The following is an 18,111-nucleotide window of genomic DNA, read 5'->3' as shown; positions in this document are numbered from 1 at the left end:
CGCGCGCCTTTAAAAGACGCGTGAGAAGTCGGGGCGAACGCATCGCCCCGGGGGGTTAGACTCAGCCATCGCTCGGCGCCGCAAAGGCGTCGGCGTCTTGCGTAAGACGCCGCAGAGCGCTCTCGGGTAACACAAAGATCGCCGGGCTCGAAGCCAGACGCGCATAACGCCCGCCGCTCAGATCATCGACCGAGGCGCCCAGATAAAGAACCTCCTCGCCATCGGCGGCGCTCACCCGCACCGAGCTTCGCTGCCCCGGGCTCAGGCCCGCCTCGCGATCGTCGATCTCCTCCACCCAGCGCTCGGCGCGAAGCGCCCCCAGCCAGCTGGCCAGCGCCGACGCCTCACTCGGATCGACCTCCACCCCCTCGGGGCGCGCCATCGTCCACACGCCCTCATCGTCTTTGACCAGGCGCACGCGATCGTCGCCCGCGAGCTCAATGCTCGTCATCGCGTCGGAGGCCATCGGCATCACCGCGCGATCTTTCACGTCGAGCATCCGCGTCAGAAGCGCTGTCCGCGCGCTGCTGGCTACTTCAAAGACCTGCCCATCACCCGCGCGGCGAACATAGAGTTTTGCCTGGTCGCCTTCTCCCTGGCGCACCACAGCGAGCTCCACCTTCTTCGAGCCCGTCTCCAGCGTCACGGTGACCGCCGGCGCGTCGAAGTCCAGCGCCTCCAGCTGCGCGTCGCCCTCATCCACAAAGTCGCGTGCGTTAAGCCGCGAGAGCGTGTTCACAACACGACCCACGGTCGCCGCATCCAGCGCCATCTCGACCTGCGGGCTGGCCAGCATCCAACGTGTCTCACTGCTTTCCGCTGCCGGCTCGATCTTCAGAAGATGCCCATCGGCATGGGACCACTGCACCGAACGCAGCGCCTCATCGCCCAGAGAGACGATGCTGCGCGAGCGAAGATCGTCGACCGGCTGACGCACGAGCTCACCCAGCGCCGCCTGCAAACGGTAGATCTTCTCCTTGCCTTCAACCTGCGCGAAGGTCCGGGCCACGCCCGTGCCGGGCACCTGAATCTCCTCCCCCACACGAAGCTCGGTCATCGGGTCGCTTTGCCCGGCCTCAAAGATCGCGACCTTAACGACGTCGTCCTCAGATAGTCCGAAGGTGCGGTCCTCGCTCATCTCAAAACGAAGATCATCGGACTTGAGCGTCTGACCAAACGCCCGCTCGACCTCATCGCCAGCCTGCCGGCTCAGCGGTGCCTCCACTGGCGAGGTCAGCCACCAGCCGCTCGCCCGCGACTCCAGCACCACGCGTTCGTCTCCGGGCCGATCCCACTCCAGACGCCCCAGGGTCGAGGGCGCCTCCACCACCAACGCCGCGTCCACCTGGCTCGGCGGCGCGTCGCGCGTCACGAAAAACGCGCCCACCAGGAGCGCCAGCACCCCGGCGGCAATCCACACATGTTTCTGTACCATCGTTGACCTCACTTACCTGGAGCTGCTCATCCACTGGCTCAGCGCCTCTTTACGACGCCGGCGCCGCCCCATCATGAAGATCCCTAGTAGCGCAAAAAAACAGGGCACGATCACGATATTGGCAAACTGAATCGAGCGCTGCTGCTCCCGGCTCACCTCCCCAATGAGCCTGGGCATCGCCTTGCCGCGAATCTCCGAGAGCGCACTGTCCTGGACCAGCCACTCCACCGAGCTCAAAAAGAACTGCGCCCCCAGCCCGGCCAGGCGCTCATCGAAACCCGTCTCGCGCTGCGGCCCTAAGAAGTCGCCACTTCCCACCACCAGCACGCGCCCCGCCTCCGTCTCACGCACAAGATCCGACTCGGCGCGCCCCTGCGGCAGCGGATTATCCGAATAATAACTCGGTAGCTCCCCCTGCACGGTCGCCGCCACCACAAAAGGCCCGGGCTCCTCGCTGGCCGCGGGCTCCATAAAGGTCTGGTAGCTCATATCACTCGGCGGCGAGGGCAAACGGGTGGAGCCGGATGAGGTGCGTAGCACCTCGTGGAACTCCAGGCCCTCCTGGCCGCGCAGCGCCTCGTCGATCACGAGGCTTGAGGGCACCGGCAGCGCCATCGTCGAGAAGCCGCGTATAAAGGGCAGGCTCGTATCGATGTCGGTGATCGAAAAACTCCCCGGGTGACTCACCCGCGCCAGCCCCTGAGGCGTGGCCACAAGGCTAAAGGAGAGCGCGCGCTCCCGGTCGATCACCGTGTCGGCGCGCAACGTGATGCCGTAATGCGAAAAAAGCTCAATGAGGTTCGAGTCAAAACGCTTGCGCATCGTGGGCAGCTGACCGGCAAACTGCGGGTTCTGCTGCAGCTGCTGCATCAACTGGCGCTGCATCGCCTCATCGACCACCGAGCTGCTCTGGAACCACCCCACGCTGCCCCCACGCTGCAAAAACTGGTCGATGGCAAAAAGCGCCTCCTCGCTCACATCCCCCTGCACGTTGAGCAGCACCAGCGCGTGCACATCCTCCGGCACCGGCTCACCACGGCTCAGATCGTAGGTCGTGGCCTTAATGAGGCTGCCGTAAAGCTGCGAAAAGACCTGCTCCAGGCTCTGCACAAAGCCCGGCTCGGCCACCGGCCCGCCCGCACCGCTGGCAAAGGCCACTCGCCGCGGCTCAGGCCGCTGCAGGTTGAGCAGGGCCTTGGTGAACTCATACTCGAAGTTGTCGAGCTCCGGCTGCCCGGTGGTCTGAAGATCGCGAATCACTTCGCTCTGATCGCCCTTGATAAAAGCCACGCCTTTATAAATGGCGCGCAGCGACATCTCCGACTCGCTCTGCTGACCGATGGCCACCTGCTCAATGCCAAAGCCTGCGGCGGCCTCCTCACTCTCCGCGCTGTCTTCGGGCGCAATGATCTTGAACGAAAGCTGCCCGCCGCTGGCCGCCTCATACTCCGAGAGCAGGTCGGCCACATCCTGGCTCAAGTTATGAAACGGTGCCGGAAGATCCGGCGAGATAAAGGCGCGCACCTCCACCGGCTCATCGAGGTCGTCGACGGCGGCGAGGCTGGGCTCACTCAGGGTGTAGATCTGATTTTCGGTGAGATCGAGACGCCAGAAGGTCTGACTCATCAGGGCGTTGGCCGCCACCGCTATCAGCACCAGAAGCACGCCCATCACCACCGCGTTGGCTCCGCTCACCGCGCGCCGGCGCCGGTCCGAAGCCTGGGAATTGGATTTGGATTCACGCATCGTATCGCTCCTCAACCATCTCAAAGTCGCTCATCATCACGTCGTCTTCCCGCTTACCAACGCCTGGCGCCCACGCTCAGCGTGGCCACGCCCAGGCTCACCGCCATCAGCGAGAGGTAGTAGAAGACGTCACGCGCATCGACGACCCCGCGGGCGATGTTCTCAAAGTGGTAGCTCGTCGAGAGGTACTCCGCGCTGCGCGCCGCAACGCCGGAGGCCTGCCCCACCAGCTGATCGATGAGGTAGAGGAAGAAGCAGATCGAAAAGGCCACGAGGATCGCCACGACCTGGTCGCGCGTAAAACTCGACGCCATAAGGCCAATGGCCGCATAGCTCCCGCCGAGCAGCATCAGCCCGATGTAGCCCGCGGCCACCGCCCCCCAGTCCAGATCGCCGAGCATCGAGAGGGTCAGCGGGTAGACCAGGGTCATCAGAAAGACGACCGCCAGCAAACCCACCGCCGCCAGGAACTTGCCGACCACGATCTGCAGATCGCTCACCGGCATCGTCATCAAAAGCTCCAGGGTGCCCGAGCGCTTCTCGCTGGCCAGAAGCCCCATCGTGATCGCCGGGGCAAAAAACGCCAGAAAGAGCGGCGCCTGCGAGAAGAACCCGCGCAGCGACACCACGCTGATCTCCTGAAAGAAGTTCAGCCAGAAGAGCGCCCCGGTGATCACCAGAAACAAGATCACCACAATATAGGCCACCACCGAGTTAAAATACGTCCCCAGCTCTCGCCGGGTCACCATCCAGATCTTATCCACGAGAGACCTCCTCCGGCTCAGATGTTTCGTCCATGGTCGCCGCGTCCTCGGCCATGCTCTCAGAAACCTCCGCGTCGCTCGCGTTGAGGTTTTTTACCGAAGCCTCAACAGGCGCTTCGCCGCGCTGCGCAACGACTTCGTCGCCTTCCTCTGAAGCCGTCGCGGCGCTTGCCGGCACGCTCACAAGGCTCGCCCCCTCCTCGGTCTCCCCACCGGTGTAGAGGCGGAAGATCGCCTCCAGCGTGGGCTCGGCCTCGCGCAGCTCCAGAAGCTCGCGGGCCACCCCGGGCTCCCCGGCCAGGAGCGCGCGCCGGGTGGTCGCCTTATCGAGGGTTTTGAGCCGGTAGGTGCAGCTCCCCGGCCGGCCGCCCACCTCCGAGACACCTTCGACGCCCCCGAGGCCCGAAAGCCAGGCGTAGAGCGCGTCGGTGGCCTCCCCCTCATAGCTGACCACGAGCCCGGGCTCGGCTCTGGCCACCCGCGCCTCCAGCTCATGCAACGAGCCGTCGGCCACGATCTCCCCGCGGTTGATGATGATGATGCGATCGCAGACCGCGGTCACCTCCTGCAAAATATGGGTCGAGAAGATGATCGTCTTCTCTTTTCCGATCGTCTTAATCACGTCGCGAATCTCGATGATCTGATTGGGGTCGAGGCCGGTGGTGGGCTCGTCGAGCACGATCACATCCGGCTCATGAATGATGGCCTGCGCCAGCCCCACCCGCTGGCGATAACCCTTCGAAAGTTCGCTGATGGTGCGCCCCATCACCTGCTCCAGGCCGGTGAGCTCGGCCACCGCGCGGATGCGCTCCTCACGCCGACCTTTTGCAACGCCCCGCAGCTCCGCCACAAAACGCAGGTAGTCAAAGACGATCATCTCGTCATAAAGAGGCACATTCTCCGGCAGGTACCCCACGCGCCGTCGCACCTCGGTGGCGTCGTTATGCACATCAAAGCCGGCCACGCTCGCGCTGCCACCGGAGGCCGACATAAAGCAGGTCAGGATCTTCATCGTGGTGGTCTTTCCGGCGCCGTTTGGCCCCAGAAACCCCACGATCTCCCCGGGGTTGATCGAAAAGCTGATCCCGCCCAGCGCCTCAAAGTCGCCGTAGCGCTTGTGCAGGTTCTCCACCACGATACTCTCGGCGCCGGTGGCGCCGCTCGTCGAGCCCGTCTCCATCATCATCCTCAATACTTACAGGTTCATGAAACGATCGCGTTCGTCGATGGTTTTTCAGGGCGCCGGCCTTACCCCGGACGCCGAGTGGCGCGACATTTTGCCGCGCGCTGAGGGTGTGCAGGCCGCGTAATTTCGGCACCGCACTTTTTTATTCCAGACGATCCCCCCTACCCTGACCTCTAAGGTCGCCCATGTCGATCCCCACCTTTTTTGAGCCTCACGATCTTCGCGAAAAAGCCCGCGATGAGGCGCAGCTGCACGCGTTGCTCAAAGAGCTTGAGACCACCACCGCCGCGCTCCGGCCGCTCCTGGCCGCCGAGCCCACCACCGAGAACACAGCCCACCTGGGCCGCGCCCTTCAGAAGTTGAGTGAGGCCCTGCGCCTGGCCGGCAGCTTCGACGAGGCCCGCGCGGCCAAAGAGGAGGCCATCGACATCTGGCAAGACCTCGGACGCGCGAAGGCCCACTTCTTGTGCCGGCTCAAACTCGCCATGATCGACCATCAGGCCGGTCAGTTTGAGCGCGCCGCAACCGCCCTTGAGGCGCTGGAAGATGAGCTTGATCAGGGGTTTGAGATGTATACGGACTTTCTGGCCGAAGCCCGCGCGCGTTGCTACCACGCGCTGGGGCGTCGCGACGAGGCGCTCGCCCAGATCCGGCGCGCGCTCGCTGTGCGCCTTGCCCGCGGCAACCCCCGCCACATCGAGGTAACTCGCAACATCGAGGCGATCATCACCTCCGGCGGATGAAACCCACGCGCTTACCCGTTAGAGTCGCGGCATCGCCCTGAGACGACGCCCGCACCTTGCGCCCACCGCACCTCCCATGATTGAGCCGTACCATGTCCGAAAATAAAGGCCCCGTCTCCCGCACCAAACGCTTCGCTCGCCTGGCCTCAATGACGGCGAAGGTGGCCACAAACTACACCCGCGAGCGCGTAACCTCGGTATTTCGAGACGAAGAAGCCACCGAGCAGGCCCGCCAGACGGCCAACCTCGCCAATGGGGAGCTCATCGCCAAAACGTTGGGCGAGTTGAAGGGGGCGGTGATGAAGATCGGTCAGATGGCCTCGGCCGGGTCCGATCTTCTACCAAAAGAGCTCTCCGAGCCTTTAAAAGCGCTGCAAAAAGACGCCCCGCCGATGCCCTACGAGGTGATCGCCGAGCAGATCGAGCGCGAGCTGGGCCAGCCTCCCGAGCTGCTCTTTAAGAGCTTTGAGAAAGAGCCCTTCGCCTCGGCCTCGATCGGTCAGGTGCACCGCGCGGTCACCGACGATGGCCGCGACGTCGTCGTCAAAGTCCAGTACCCGGGCGTCGATGAGGCCTGCGACTCCGACTTAAAGCAGCTCAAATTTGTCCTGAAGATGAGCGGCATCAACCGCAACCACCGCCGCTCCTTCGATGCCCTCTTTGAAGAGATCCGCGACCGCCTCCACGAAGAGCTCGACTACTGCAATGAGGCCGATAACGTGCGCCTCTTCGCCGAGCTTCATAAAGACGACGACTACATCGTGGTGCCCGAGGTCGTTGGCGAGCGCAGCGCTCAGCGTGTTCTCACCCTGACCTTCGAGGGGGGCGACCGCCTCGAAGAGCTCGCGACCTACCCGCAGGAGGTCCGCGATCAGATTGGCGAGCGCCTCTACCGGATGTCCCTCTCGCAGATCTTTCGCCACCGGGCGGTGCACGCCGATCCCAACCCCGGCAACTACGCCTTTCGCCCGGACGGCTCGATCGTGCTCTACGACTTCGGCTGCGTAAAACACGTCTCCGAGGAGGTCGCCCGCGATTTTGCCGACATCATCGCCGCCGGCATGAACGAAGATTACGACGCGATGGAAGACGCCATGGTCCGCATCGGCGCCCGCCAGGTCGACGGCCCCCCGGTCCCGCGAGATTTCTACGTGGCCTGGCGCGAAGACATGATGACCCCCTGCGTCAGCGAGCATATCTACGACTTCGCCAACGCCGATTTGCACGAGCGGGCGCCGAAGCGTCTGCGCGCGTCCATCAAGTACATCAACAGCTTCCAACTCCCGGTGCAGATCGCTTATTTGAACCGCGTGGTCGGCGGCTACTACGACCACCTGCGCACGTTTACCCCGCGGGTACCCTGGCGCGATCTGGTGGCCGATTATGTCTTTGAGGTCTCGTCGTTGGAGCGCAAGACGGCCTGGTGAACGGCCGATTCATGGATGTCAAAAGAGAGGCGCTCCGGCGCCTCTTTTTTTGTGCTCGCCACACACCGGATCGCCTCACCCCACCTGAATCACCTCGCCCTGCCGCGCAAAACGAAGCTCCTCGATCTCCAGCCCCACCAGATCATCGGGGTAATGCACCACCAGCATCTTCTCGCGCACCTCGGCCGGCAGCTCCATCAGCTTGTAGAGCGGCGTATGCGCCGGCCCCAGGCTCGTCTCATGTAAGATCACGTCGCAGTCTTTGAGCCAGTCGATCAAACCCTCATCAAAGGCCGTGTCGCAAGAGTACCCCAGGGTCACATCCCCATCGCTGATGCGCAGCGCCGTGGTGGGAAGATGGTGAATGGTGAGCCGCGTCTCCACATCAAACGGCCCCACCGCGCTCGGTGCCTCGGCCGAAAGCTCCCGAAGATCAAAGTAGGTCTCGGGCCCGTAGTTCACATATGCGCTGCCGTCCCACATCACCCCCAACGAGACCGCCAGGCGACGCTCCCAGAGATCCTTCAGGACCGCCTCGCTCGCGTGCAGCGGCAGCACACCCCCGCGCACAAAACGCCGGTAGGCCGCAACCATCTCCAGCCCGTTGACGTGGTCGCCGTGCAGATGCGTGAGGATCATCGCGCTGATCCCATCCACATCCAGATAGTCGCCCTCGTCGTCCCGCGGCGGCGCAAAGCGGTTCTCGGCCAGCGCGCGGCGGTAGAGATCGGGACAATCGACAGCCAGCACAAAGTCGCCGCGACGCACCAGAAAGTTGGTGCCAAAATGCCGGGTGGAGAACGCGTCGCCCACCCCGTTGATGCAAAGCTCAAAAGCCATCTCATCCCTCTCGGATCATCTTCAAAGCCGCACCTCTCGGGCAGCGTCCTCACGCGTGAAACAACCGACACAGGGGCCACACAAAACCACCATAAGCCCTTGAAACCGTTTCACTTTTCACCAACACCATCCAGACCCTGAGCAAAAAAAACCGGCCTTCCGGCCGGTCTTTTTCGATCCTCATGAATCGCGTTGTTCTGCGCCATCTCGCCAGACCGACTCAGCGCTGGCTGAGCTCAAAGCGGTCGGCGGTGGTAAAGAAGAAGTCGGTCTCATCGAGCCCTTCAAGCTGCACGGGCTGGTGACGCACCCGACGTACCACCATCTCCAGCGTGCCGGCTTCCTGCCAGAGCGGAGCCAGCGAGGCCTGCGGCACGCTGAAGGCGCCGTCGTCGCCGGTGCGGCACTGCACGCGCAGGCGGTCGGGGCCGTAGCCGGCGCTGATATCGATGTACACGTCGCTCTGGGAGGGGTTGGCGGCGACATCCCACACGAGCTCCACGGGGCGCTCCCCGTCGACCTCGGCGCCGGCCTGATCGCGGAGCTCCTGGCCGTTAAGGCCCACGAGCACCATGGGGTCGGGAGCCTGCAGGGTGACGTCAAACGCACCGGCCAGCGGACCACCGGGAGCGGCGAAGCGGTAAGTGGCGCCGGGGAAGTAATCGAGCAGCTCGGCGTCGCTCTCCCAGCTGTATTCGCTACCGTAGACCACACCGTAGAAGGCGTTGAGAAGATCAGGAAGGCGCCGGGGCGGCAGGCTCGCGTCGGCCACGGGCGCCTCGACGGCGATCGCGCCCACATCGAGAAGATGCAGCGAGGCGGCCCCATCGCTCATCGGCGCGCGGCTCGTCAGGACCTGCTCGCAGCTCCCCGAGCGCAGCCCGCGGATCGGTCGCCACATCTCCAGCGCATCCAGCGCCGGACCCACGGCCACGCCGCGCGCGTCCATGAAGTGCGCCTGAACCGCCACGCCTTCGCTCTCCCAGGCCCGCGGGTAGAGAAACTCGGCGGTCAACGCCCCGTAGCGCACCGCTTCGGTGAAAGAATCTTCAACCGGAGCGCCGATCTCAGCCCCGGGCTCCTCATCCGAGCAGCCCATCAGCAGAACGAGCGCCAGCGCGCTGGCGGCAATATGTCGACTCGTTGTCATGCGCAAAAAGGTCCTTTTCGTACAACGTCTCGTAGCTTCGCCAACCCTAACATGAGCCCGCCCGAGGTCAAGACCGCCGGGCCGAGCGGCACACGCCCTGCGCGAGGCTGGCGCCCATCGCAAAGGCTGCGTTAAAGTCCAGACGCTGCGCGCCCTGGCGCGATTCATCCCCGCTTCCCGATCCCCCCTCCCCAAGATCCTTATGAGCACCTCCTTTGAAGGCACCCACAGCTACATCGCCAGCCCTGAGCTTCGTCAGGTCGTCGACATCGCCTCCGCCCTGCAGAAGCCCCTTTTGATCCGCGGCGAGCCGGGCACCGGTAAGACGCTCCTGGCCTATGCGGTGGCCGAAGCCCTGGGGCTGAACCTCTTGCGCTGGCACGTCAAATCGACCACCCGCGCCCAGGACGGCCTCTACCACTATGACACCGTCCAGCGCCTCAACGACTCGAGGTTCGGCGAGGGCGATGTCAGTGATATCGAGCACTACATAAGGCTGGGCGCGCTGGGGCAGGCCTTTGAGAGCGAGGAGCGCGCCGTGGTGCTCATCGACGAAATCGATAAGGCGGATGTCGAATTCCCCAACGATCTTCTCCATGAGCTCGACCAGATGCGCTTTACGATCAGCGAGACCGGCCGCGAGGTTGTGGCGCGCCATCGCCCGTTGATCATCATCACCTCCAACGCCGAGAAAGAGCTGCCCGATGCGTTTTTGCGCCGCTGCATCTTCCACTACATCGACTTCCCCGACCCCGCGCTGATGCGCTCGATTGTTGAAGTTCACCACCCCGGGCTCGATCGCCAGCTCCTCGACGCCTGCCTCAAGAAGTTTTACTGGCTGCGCGAGCAACCCCAGCTGCGAAAACGCCCCTCCACAAGCGAGCTCGTCGACTGGATCGGCGCGATGCTTCGCGCCGGCCTCAGCCCCGATGTGCTCGACAACGAGATCCCCTTTCTGGGCGTCCTTTTGAAAAAAGAAGCCGACCTGACGCGTTTCACCCGCGGCCGCTGAGCGCGCGCTTGCCGCACGCTCTCCACTCGCCACGACTTCCCACTCGCCAGACGACCGCGATGTTCATCGACTTCTTCTTCCTGCTGCGCCGCGCCGGGGTGCCGGTCTCCACCACCGAGTTTCTGGCCCTCTGCCAGGGGCTCCAGGCCGGCCTGGCCCGCGAGAGCCTCCACGGCTTCTACGTGCTGGCGCGCGCCACGCTGATCAAACGCGCCGAGCATTTCGACCTCTACGATCAGGTCTTTGCGGCTTATTTTAAAGATCGTCCCTTCCAGCCCGAGCACACCGGCAGCGAACTTCATGACGAGCTGCTCACCTGGCTCGACCAGGCCGCCGACCTCCCGGTGCCCACCGCCGAGGAGCTGGCGAAGTTGGAGCGTATGAACCTCGACGAGCTTCGCCAGGCCTTTGAAGATCGCCTGGCTGAGCAGGACGAGCGTCACGACGGCGGCAACCGCTGGATCGGCACCGGCGGCACCAGCCCCTTCGGACATTCGGGCCACAACCCGGCGGGCATCCGCGTGGGCGGCGCCAGCCAGAACCGCTCGGCGGTGCAGGTGGCCACCGAGCGCCGCTTTCGCAACCTGCGCACCGATCTTGTGCTCGACACCCGCCAGATAAGCCTGGCGCTGCGCAAACTTCGCGATCTGGCGCGCGAAGGGCGCGCTGACGAGCTCGACCTCGACGCCACCATTGAGGCCACCGGAAAAAACGCCGGCGACATCGAGCTGGTCTTTCGCCCACCGCGTCATAACCGCCTCAAGCTCCTGCTCTTAATGGACGTCGGCGGGTCGATGACCCCGCACACCCACCTCACAAGCCTGCTCTTCTCGGCGGCCAACCGCGCGCATCACTTCCAGGCTTTTGAGGCGTATTACTTCCACAACTGTTTTTACGAGACGCTCTACACCGACATGGAGCGCCGCCAGGGTAAACCCACCGCCGAAGTTCTGGCCGCGGTCGACGATTCCTGGCGCTGCGTGGTCGTAGGCGATGCGGCCATGGCCCCCACCGAGCTGACCGCCCCGGGCGGGGCGATCGACTACTACCACTTCAACGAGGAGTCGGGCTGGACCTGGCTCAATCGCCTGGCCGAGCGGGTGCCGCGCACCGCCTGGATCAACCCCGACGATCCGCGCTGGTGGGGAAGCTACACCACCCGCCAGATTGGCCAGCTCTTCGAGATGTTCCCGCTCACGCTGGAGGGGCTCGACGCGGCCATCTCAAAGATCCGCTAAACCATTGAAACCAAACAACAATCAGTAGCGAACCACCAAGCCTGCGCTCTGCTCCACCGCGATGGCCCAGCGCCGGAACGCCTCATACTCCTCGGGCATCACCCGCTGGCGAGGCAGCGCGACCTCGGTGTCCACCCGCAGCTCCCCACCCTCCAGTCGACTTCGGCGCGTGTAGCTACCGTTCGCACCCTCCAGATTGAGATCGGTGGCCCGCAGCGTCGCCTCGTCGAGGTTCGCCCCCTCGGGCAGGCGCAGCCGCAGCGCGTACGTCTGGTAGCGCTCATAGCCCACGCGCATCGGCAGCTGGCGCCGGTCGCGTGAGGCGTAGATGCTGGCGAGCTCGTCGGCAAAGAGCGTGGTGTCGATCACCCAGCCATCCTGGGCCTGGCGCGCAAAACCCTCGCGGCTCAACGTGATCGTCAGACGCAGCGGCTGGTCGACCTCCGAGGCGTTTTGCACCTCGTACGCTTCGACCCTGGCACCGCTGAAGAGCTCCTGGGCGATCGCGTCGATGTAGCGGTCGCGATCGGCCTCATCGCTTCTGGCCCGTAACGCCCCGCGCACCCGCACCGCCCGCATGCCACCGTAGGTGGCGGTGGCCACGGCGCGCAGGGTGCCCTCGTCATCGACCTCCCCCTCCACCGCGATGGCGCGCGAGGGGCGGCGCGCCGCATCGCCCTCCACCCGCACCTCCTCGTAGTCGGCGCAGCTCACGCAGAGCGCCGGCTGCCCCTCGACATCGCCGTCGACCGCCCCGAACATCGCGTCGGGTCCGGCGGCCTCCAGCCACACCACAGCCTCACTCTCGGGGAGCACGACCCGCAGAAGTCCGCGCCGGTAGCGGTTAAAGTCCCCCACCGGATGGCGAGCATCGGGCTGCTCCTGGCCACGCGCGAGGTAGATCTCCGCGTCGACGCCCAGGCGCTGATACAGCGTGCACAGCACCACCAGCGGGCTGCCGCGCCCCAGCAGCACCGCGTGGTTGGCGTCGGTGGTCAGCGCCAGGGGGCTGGGCTGCGCAAAGGCCTCCGAGACCTGCGCAAAGAGCTCGCGCACCTCGGCGTCGGTGGCCTTCTGCGTATCGCGCAGCGGGCGCCCCAGCCAGCGCGCGGCCTGCGCCTTGAGCCCCGGCCCCACACGATCGCTGGCCATCAGCGCGTTGACCACGTAGCGGCGGTCCGACTCGATCGCCCCGCCCTCCACGCCCACGCGGTACTCCTGCACCCAGGGCAGAAACTCCTCGCTGGAGACGGTGAGCGGCTCCGGGGTCGGCCGACGCTGGTCGGTGGCCACAAACCTCACCCCCTTCACCCCCCCCATCTCGACCGCTTCGGCGCCGGGAGCGCCGTTGGCCGCGATGAAGCCGAGGTCATCCGCCCCCAGGATCACATACTCGCTGTGGCGCGTGGAGATATCGGCCATCCGAAAAAAGAAGCGCATGCCCTCGATATGGGTGCGAAACGTCCCGGGGCCGTCGTGCTGCAGGTAGGCGACCTCGATCATATCGCCCGGCTCCAGCCCGGGCATGCTCAGCGTGCCCTTGCCGGCGACCTCCTCGGGCACGCGCACCGCCCCCGACGCTTTGATCGTGCGCACGAGCACCTGGCGTGCCCCGCGCGGAAGCTCCACCTCGGCGTAACGGTCGATCGCCCCGCGGGTCATCAGGCGCACCACCGTGTGGGTCAGCGTCCAGCTCGACCCATCCGGGAAGTAGCGCCGCGCGGCATAGTCGAGCACGTAATACGCCTCATCGAGCGCCATGGCACCGGGCTCTCCCCCGCTCGCCAGGCCAACCTCCTGCCCCTCCCCTGCCGGAGCAAGGGGCGCGCGGGCAAACTCCGCCCGCGCCGCGGCCAGCCCGTCGGGCATCGCATCCTGAAGGGGAAGCTCCCCGTCGATCTCGTGGATCATCCAGTCCACCCGGGCCGTCGAGCCGTAGCGCTCGCGATCGCGAGAGAGCGCTGCGCGGGCCTCATCGGTGCGCCCCAGGCTTAAGAGCAGATCGGCCTCGGCCAGCCACAGCCGCGTCTCCCAGGGCTGCGCCTTTCGAGCCGCGGCCAGCACCTCAAGCGCCTCATCCTCCTGGCCGACGCCGCGTAAGAAGCGTGCGAGCTCCACCTGCCGGGACACCTCCAGCGGCTGGCGAGCGGCCTGGAGTTCCAGCCAGGCCAGCCGCTCGTCGAAGGCGTCGCCGCGCGCCTGCACCCACGCCCCGTAAAGCGCGGGGCAGGCCTCCCACCCCTCGGAGATCTCGGAGGGATGCGGCGCGTAGGAGCGCAGCGCATAGAGATCTTGCAGCTTTTTGGCGGCCTCACAGTCGGTGGGGGCCACGGCGAGCACCTCGCGCCAGGCCTCTTCGGCCACCGCGCGCACGCCCTGGCCGGCCACATAGCCCGCCCAGGCCTTGAGCGGGCCGAGATCGCGCAGCTCTCCCTGCCCATCGATCGCCGCATCGCGGGCGGCCTCCAACACCCGGCGGCGCTCCTCATCACTTCCGCCGCGGCGCAACCTCTGCTCCAGCGCCACGAGCACGCTTAAGAGCTGCGGTCGGAGCGTGTGGGCGCGGCGCACCGCCATCAGGGCTTCGGCGTCACGCAGATCACCGGGAAGATCCCACCGCGTAAGCACCTGCTCGGCCCTTAAGAGCTCGGCCGGGGCGGGAAGCTCACCGTCGCTGCGCGACGCCAGCGCGCCCACGATCGTCTCAAACGCCTGCGTCTCCCCGGCCTCCAGCGCGCTGACCGCCGCCCACCACAGCCCGGAGCTGCCGGCCTGCGAGGGCGCCCTGGCCACCGCGTGGAGGGGCTCCACCTCCCAGCTTCGCTGCACCTCCCCCATCACCTCGACCGGCCCTACCTCCGGCCGCTCCCGCACCGGCGGCGTCTCCACAAAGCGCACCCGCTCCTCCCCCATGACCGCGCCGGCGGCGGGCACCACGCGCAGATCGAGCCGGTCGCGGTAACCTGCCTCATACGCCATCTTCACCAGCACCCGATGGGTGCCTGGCTTTACGCGCAGCCGACGCACGTAGCGCCCCGCCTCATAGTCCTCTTCGCGATGCTCCAGCACCGGCGTTGAGCCGACCCAGACCTTCGTGGCGGCCGAGAAGTCCCCAAATATGGCGACTTCTTGCGCATCGGGTCCGGCGACCTGAAGCGTTGCCTCCAGGTAATAGACGCCGCTCTCACCCAACCCCAACCCCTGACCTGCGCGCCCCAGGGCCACGCGCCGCGTGGGCCGCCAGTTGGCCGGCGAAGGCCGCGCGATCTGGGGGCTGCGGTACTGATCGCCCAGCCATCCGCCCTGCTCCGGCGAATAGACCGTGTCAACATCCAGCAGCCGCCAGGGCGACATCAACGGGCTGACCCGCCAGGCCATCGGCACCCCGGCGCTGCGGAGCGCAAAGGGCGCCCGCACATCGCTGCGCTCCCAGCGCGCGTGCGCCACCGCGCCCGCCAGGCGACTGAGCTCCACCTGCGTCAACACCCCCTGGCCCTCATAACGCACCTGCCCCAGCCAGGCCTCAAGGCGCTGTGGTCCCTCCACCACCTCATCAACCAGCTCCACCAGGCGCAGCGCCGCGTAGCGCTGCAGCGGATGAGCGGGATGCTCGCGAAGCATCGTCGAGAAGATCTCAAAGGCCCGCTCTTTATCGCCCTCCCACAGCGCGCTCTCCCCGGCGGTGAGCAGCGCCTCCACCCCGGCGGCGTCTTCCGACGTGTCGACCTCCTCGCCATGAAGCCACGCCTCAAAGGTCGCCGCTGCTGGTGAGCCGGCCTCAAATCGCCAGTCTGTGGACGGGGTGGGAGAGGCGCTGGCGCAGCTCATCACCCACGCCGCCATCATCGCGAGCAAAAGCGCCCGCAGCATCCTCGACGCGCTCTTCATCGCACACCTCCCTCACCCACAAGCCGAATCGTCTGGTTGAGCTCCGTATGAAGCTCGCTCACAAAGGCGCGAAACGCCTCATACTCCTCGACCGGGACACGCTGGACCTTGACGCTAAAGTCCACCTCGACCACCAGATCGTCGCCGGCGCTCGCGTAGCGCACGCGCATATCGCCGAACTTCGAGCGCACCTCCACATCCTCGGGCACCCGCTCCACCGCGCGGCCCGGGCCGAGCACGTAGCGCATCTGCGTGCTCTCGGCGAAGGGCACACGGAACATCCGATCCTGGCGCCGCGTGCTCTCGGCCGCATAGGCCCCCAGCGCGTCCTCGGGGGCCGCCAGCGGGTAGAGGTAGCCCTCCCCCTCACCGCGCACGACGTCGCTAAGCTCGGCCTCAAAACGCACCTTTGCTGGCGCGCCCAGAGTCTCAATGCCCTCGTAGTCGGCGCGCGTGAGTGTGGCGCCCGGATAACGCCTGGCGAGCTCGCGCTCAAAGGCCTCATCGCGGCGCTGCGGATCTTCGAGAAGTTGGCGATAGCGCACCGCTCGCGAGCCCAGCGCCTCCACCTCACCGCGCAGCACGGGGCGCTCCCCGCGAAGGTCGATCTCCAGGCGCTGCAAGAGCCGGTTTTGCTCCGGCGCGTCGATGGGCATCGTCACCCAGCGGGTCTGCCCGCCGTCTTCGACGATCAGCGCCTGAGCGCCCTGATCCATCGAGGTCAGCTCCAACGCGCCGTTGTACTCGGCGGTCGCGTCCAGAAAGACGTCGAGGCCGGGCACATAGGTCACCGCGTGGTTGAAGACGTGCATGCTTGCCACCGATCCGTCGACCTCACCTAAGCGGCGCGTGCGCACGAGCACCATCTCGGCGTCGACGCCGGCCTCTTCGAGCATCACCTTGAGGAGCGCGGCTTTGTCTTTGCAGTCGCCGTAGCGGTTTCGCATCACCGCGGACGTTCGGTAGGGCTTCCAGCCGTGGATGCCCAGCCCAACGTGCAGGTAGCGGGTGTTGCGCGCCACGTAATCGTAGATCGCCTCGACCTTCGCCTCGTCGCTCTGCAGCCCGGAGGTCAGGCGTCCGACCTCTTCGCGGATCGCATCATCGACCACGAGCTGCTCCTCGATCAGCCCCCACCACCAGCGCCCGATGGCGTCGTAGTCGGCTTTGTTGGAGACCATGATGTAGTCGTAGATCTCGGTGTAACCGGGCTGGTCGCGCTCGGTGTAGACCCGCGGCACCTCGCGCAGCTCAAAGCTGCGTGACTTCATGCCCTCAACCGCTTCGCCAGCCGGAGTGAGGTCATCGCGAACCTCGTGGGTGAGCGCCGGCGGCCGAAAATAGAGCTCCCAGCTCTCGGGGTAGAGCAGCGCGTAGCGCACCAGCGCTGCCGGGCGGCCGTGCTGCACGTAGCGCACCGCCCCGAAATAGTCGCCGCGGAAGTTCTCATTGGCCACCTGGTGGACCACGTAGCGGTACTCCACCAGATCGCCCACCTCCACATTGCTCGCGCGCAGGTTGATCTGCTCGCGATCGTTGTACGTCGTCGACTGCTTGCGTGCCTGACCACTGCGCCACGTGTCGTAGTCTTCGCTCAGCGTGCCGTCGGCCTTATGCACCCGCACGCCCAGCACCTCCACGCGCTCATCACCCGACTGAAACGAGACGCCCATCTGCCGCGCGCTCTGAACACCGCGCGCGTCGATCACTCGCTCCACCCGTTGCACAAATCGGCGAGCGAGCCCGGTGGGGCCGACCTCGACGACAGCCTGGTCGATAAGGATGTCGTAGTCGTGGGGGCCTGGCGGGTGGGCCTCGGCCAGCTGGCGCACGTCCTCTTCGATCCAGGCATCGTAGAAGTTCGCGCCGGGCGGGCGCATCAGCTCGGCGCGGCCGCGTAGTGCGCTGTCCTGGGGGCGCAGGCTCAGGGCCTGCTCCATCGCCTCGACCACCCCCGCCCGATCCTCCTGCAGAAGCTGCAGCTCGGCCTTACGCTCCCACAACGAGGCCTCGCCAGGGTTGCGCGCGATCAGCGTCTCGATCACCTCCCCGGCCTCCTCCAACTCGCCACGGGCCTGCAGCGCCCGGGCCACCTGCAGCCCCCAGGCCGACGACCAGGGGTTGGTCTCCCAGCGCTCCCGGGCGATCGCCAGCGCCTGATCGAGCGCCCCCTCGGCCAGGGCCTCTTTCATCATCTCCCAGCGGTACGCGCCGGAGAACCGCGTCTGGTCAAGCACGCTTTCGCGCAGCTCGCGCGCGCGCCGCAGGTCGCCTGCAGCCTCATGCGCGTCGATCATCGCGCGCACCAAGGCCACAACTCCCTCACGATCGCCCTCGGGAGGCCCCTGCCAGCCCTCCAGAAGCCTTAAAGCCTGCCCCTCAAGCCCGCGATCCTCGTAAAGCTCCGCAAGCGCCAGGAGGGCGTTTAGCGAGCCCGGGCGCGCCGCCACAACCTCTTCGAGGAGGGTGCGCTGGCGCTGCCACTCGGCCCGCGAGCTGCCCTCGCCATAGGCCGCCGCGAGCGCCAGCGAGACGCGCTCCCACAACGCGTCGTCCTCGGCGCAGAGCTCGCGCGCGCGCTCCAGCAGGCTGACCTGCCGCCAGCGCTCCTCAAAGAGCGGCGCGGCCTCAAGCAGCACCTCGGCGTGTTGGGCCGCGCCCAACGCGCCACCCTCCAACCCA

Annotated in this window: 12 protein-coding genes; 4 read left to right on the top strand and 8 right to left on the bottom strand. The window is 66.1% G+C overall.

What is annotated here, in order from left to right; all coding sequences use genetic code 11:
- Positions 1 to 61 precede the first annotated feature (61 nt).
- Genes FRC96_RS04285 through FRC96_RS04270 form a run of 4 tightly spaced genes read right to left on the bottom strand, consistent with a single transcriptional unit; the run spans position 62 to position 5,128 of the window.
- Positions 62 to 1,435, bottom strand: a complete 1,374-nt coding sequence (locus FRC96_RS04285) for a DUF4340 domain-containing protein (protein ID WP_146973093.1) — start codon at positions 1,433 to 1,435, stop codon at positions 62 to 64.
- 12 nt (positions 1,436 to 1,447) lie between these two features.
- Positions 1,448 to 3,181, bottom strand: coding sequence for a GldG family protein (locus FRC96_RS04280; protein ID WP_146973091.1), 1,734 nt, complete (start codon positions 3,179 to 3,181; stop codon positions 1,448 to 1,450).
- Between the two features lie 53 nt (positions 3,182 to 3,234).
- The gene (locus FRC96_RS04275) at positions 3,235 to 3,945 is read right to left on the bottom strand and encodes an ABC transporter permease (protein WP_146973088.1); all 711 of its coding nucleotides are present in this window, start codon (positions 3,943 to 3,945) and stop codon (positions 3,235 to 3,237) included.
- Positions 3,938 to 5,128, bottom strand: coding sequence for an ATP-binding cassette domain-containing protein (locus FRC96_RS04270; RefSeq protein ID WP_230469867.1), 1,191 nt, complete (start codon positions 5,126 to 5,128; stop codon positions 3,938 to 3,940). The genes FRC96_RS04275 and FRC96_RS04270 overlap by 8 nt, the downstream gene beginning before the upstream one ends.
- A 188-nt stretch (positions 5,129 to 5,316) precedes the next feature.
- Between FRC96_RS04270 and FRC96_RS04265 the strand changes: the two genes are divergently transcribed.
- Positions 5,317 to 5,874 (top strand): hypothetical protein, encoded by a 558-nt coding sequence (locus FRC96_RS04265; RefSeq protein WP_146973085.1) that lies wholly within the window; start codon positions 5,317 to 5,319, stop codon positions 5,872 to 5,874.
- A 92-nt stretch (positions 5,875 to 5,966) separates the two neighbouring features.
- A complete protein-coding gene (locus tag FRC96_RS04260) occupies positions 5,967 to 7,301 on the top strand; it encodes an ABC1 kinase family protein (protein WP_146973082.1) in 1,335 nt (444 codons plus the stop codon).
- Between the two features lie 75 nt (positions 7,302 to 7,376).
- On the opposite strand, the gene FRC96_RS04255 is transcribed toward FRC96_RS04260, so the two are convergent.
- Both FRC96_RS04255 and FRC96_RS04250 read right to left on the bottom strand, forming a co-directional pair.
- A complete protein-coding gene (locus FRC96_RS04255) occupies positions 7,377 to 8,141 on the bottom strand; it encodes an MBL fold metallo-hydrolase (protein WP_146973081.1) in 765 nt (254 codons plus the stop codon).
- A 220-nt stretch (positions 8,142 to 8,361) separates the two neighbouring features.
- Positions 8,362 to 9,291 (bottom strand): hypothetical protein, encoded by a 930-nt coding sequence (locus tag FRC96_RS04250; RefSeq protein WP_146973079.1) that lies wholly within the window; start codon positions 9,289 to 9,291, stop codon positions 8,362 to 8,364.
- 202 nt (positions 9,292 to 9,493) lie between these two features.
- Between FRC96_RS04250 and FRC96_RS04245 the strand changes: the two genes are divergently transcribed.
- Positions 9,494 to 10,303: an AAA family ATPase gene (locus FRC96_RS04245; protein WP_146973077.1), complete on the top strand. Its 810-nt coding sequence runs from the start codon at positions 9,494 to 9,496 to the stop codon at positions 10,301 to 10,303.
- A gap of 8 nt (positions 10,304 to 10,311) precedes the next feature.
- Positions 10,312 to 11,541, top strand: coding sequence for a vWA domain-containing protein (locus FRC96_RS04240; RefSeq protein WP_230469866.1), 1,230 nt, complete (start codon positions 10,312 to 10,314; stop codon positions 11,539 to 11,541).
- A 21-nt stretch (positions 11,542 to 11,562) separates the two neighbouring features.
- Here FRC96_RS04240 and FRC96_RS04235 read toward each other — a convergent pair whose 3' ends face one another.
- Together FRC96_RS04235 and FRC96_RS04230 are read right to left on the bottom strand one after the other, a co-directional pair.
- Entirely contained in the window at positions 11,563 to 15,429 is a 3,867-nt protein-coding gene (locus FRC96_RS04235) for a tetratricopeptide repeat protein (protein ID WP_146973076.1), read from the bottom strand.
- On the bottom strand, positions 15,426 to 18,111 hold a 2,686-nt coding region (locus FRC96_RS04230; protein ID WP_230469865.1), incomplete at its 5' end, for a DUF3857 domain-containing protein. The genes FRC96_RS04235 and FRC96_RS04230, both read right to left, overlap by 4 nt.

It is taken from the genome of Lujinxingia vulgaris (genome assembly GCF_007997005.1).
Classification (GTDB): domain Bacteria; phylum Myxococcota_A; class Bradymonadia; order Bradymonadales; family Bradymonadaceae; genus Lujinxingia.
The sequence above is the reverse complement of the archived record's forward strand: the minus strand, read 5'-3'. Positions and strand labels throughout refer to the sequence as shown.